Origin of the sequence: Streptomyces phaeochromogenes (assembly GCF_001418655.1) — a bacterium.
GTDB lineage: Bacteria > Actinomycetota > Actinomycetes > Streptomycetales > Streptomycetaceae > Streptomyces > Streptomyces phaeochromogenes.
Genome location: NZ_LIQZ01000047.1, coordinates 1 through 1,832 on the forward strand (window position 1 = coordinate 1; position 1,832 = coordinate 1,832).

1 protein-coding gene is annotated in these 1,832 nt (G+C 69.4%); it reads left to right on the forward strand.

Translation table 11 applies throughout. The features are described from left to right. The coding region (locus AOK17_RS07085) for an alpha-1,4-glucan--maltose-1-phosphate maltosyltransferase (RefSeq protein WP_055611464.1) at window positions 1-1,832 on the forward strand (1,832 nt) is incomplete at both ends.

The following is a 1,832-nucleotide window of genomic DNA, read 5'->3' on the forward strand; positions in this document are numbered from 1 at the left end:
GAGCACCACCCGCCTCACGCCCGCCCCCGCCTTCGCCCCGGCCCCGGGAAGCGGCCCTCTGATCGGGCGCATCCCCGTCCTGGACGTGCGCCCCCTCGTGCAGGGCGGGCGCCGCCCGGCGAAGGCCGTGGTGGGCGAGCCCTTCGAGATCTCCGCGACGGTCTTCCGCGAGGGCCACGACGCGGTCGCCGCGAACGTCGTCCTGCGTGATCAGGAAGGCCGCTCGGGCCCCTGGACCCCGATGCGCGAACTGGCCCCCGGCACCGACCGCTGGGGCGCCACCGTCTCCGTACCGAGGCCGGGCCGCTGGACCTACACCGTGGAGGCCTGGGGCGATCCGATCACCACCTGGCGCCACCACGCGCAGATCAAGATCCCGGCGGGCATGGACACCGAGCTGGTCCTGGAGGAGGGCGCGCTGCTGTACGAGCGTGCCGCGACCGGCGTACCGAAGAGCAAGGGCCGCCGTGACGCGATCCTCGCGGCCGTGGAGGCCCTGCGCGACACCGACCGGCCCGCCGCGGCCCGCCTCGCCGCCGCGCTCACGCCGGACGTGGACCACGTCCTCGCGCGCCACCCCCTGCGCGAACTGGTCTCGTCCGCCGAGCGGCTGACCCTGCTGGTGGAGCGGGAGCGGGCGCTGTACGGCTCCTGGTACGAGTTCTTCCCGCGCTCGGAGGGCGCGGTGGTCGAGGACGGCAAGCCGCCGGTCACCGGCACCTTCCGGACCGCCGCGCGACGGCTGCCCGCGATCGCGGAGATGGGCTTCGACGTGGTGTACCTGCCACCGATCCATCCCATCGGCACGACCTTCCGCAAGGGCCCCAACAACACGCTCGACGCGTCCCCGGACGACGTCGGAGTCCCCTGGGCGATCGGCTCACCGGAGGGCGGGCACGACGCCGTCCACCCCGACCTGGGCACGATCGACGACTTCGACGCCTTCGTACGCCGGGCCGAGAGCCTGGGCATGGAGATCGCGCTGGACTTCGCGCTCCAGTGCTCGCCGGACCACCCGTGGGTGGAGAAGCATCCGGAGTGGTTCCACCACCGCTCGGACGGCACGATCGCGTACGCCGAGAATCCGCCGAAGAAGTACCAGGACATCTACCCGATCGCCTTCGACAAGGACATGCCGGGGCTGATCCAGGAGACGCTCAGGGTGCTGCGGTTCTGGATGAGTCACGGGGTGCGGATCTTCCGTGTGGACAACCCCCATACAAAACCGGTCATCTTCTGGGAGCAGGTGATCGACGACATCAACCGCACCGACCCCGATGTCATCTTCCTGGCCGAGGCGTTCACCCGACCGGCGATGATGCACACGCTCGGCGCGATCGGATTCCAGCAGTCGTACACGTATTTCACCTGGCGCAACACCAAGGAAGAACTGACCGAGTACCTCACCGAGCTGTCGGGCGAGGCAGCCGCCTATATGCGGCCCAACTTCTTCGCCAACACCCCCGACATCCTGCACGAGTTCCTCCAGCAGGGCGGCCGGCCCGCCTTCGAACTACGGGCCGTGCTCGCCGCGACCCTGTCGCCGGCCTGGGGTGTCTACAGCGGATTCGAGCTGTGCGAGAACGTCCCGGTGCGGAAGGGGAGCGAAGAATACCTGGACTCGGAGAAGTACCAACTACGTCCGCGGGACTGGGAGTCGGCGGAGCGCGAGGGTCGTAGCATCGCCCCTCTGATTGCCGAACTCAACGCGGTCAGGCGCCGTAGTCCGGCCCTGAGGCAACTGCGCGACCTGCACTTCCACCAGGCGGACCAAGAGGCGGTGATCGCGTACTCGAAACGGAGCGGATCGAACACGGTTCTGGTGGTCGTGA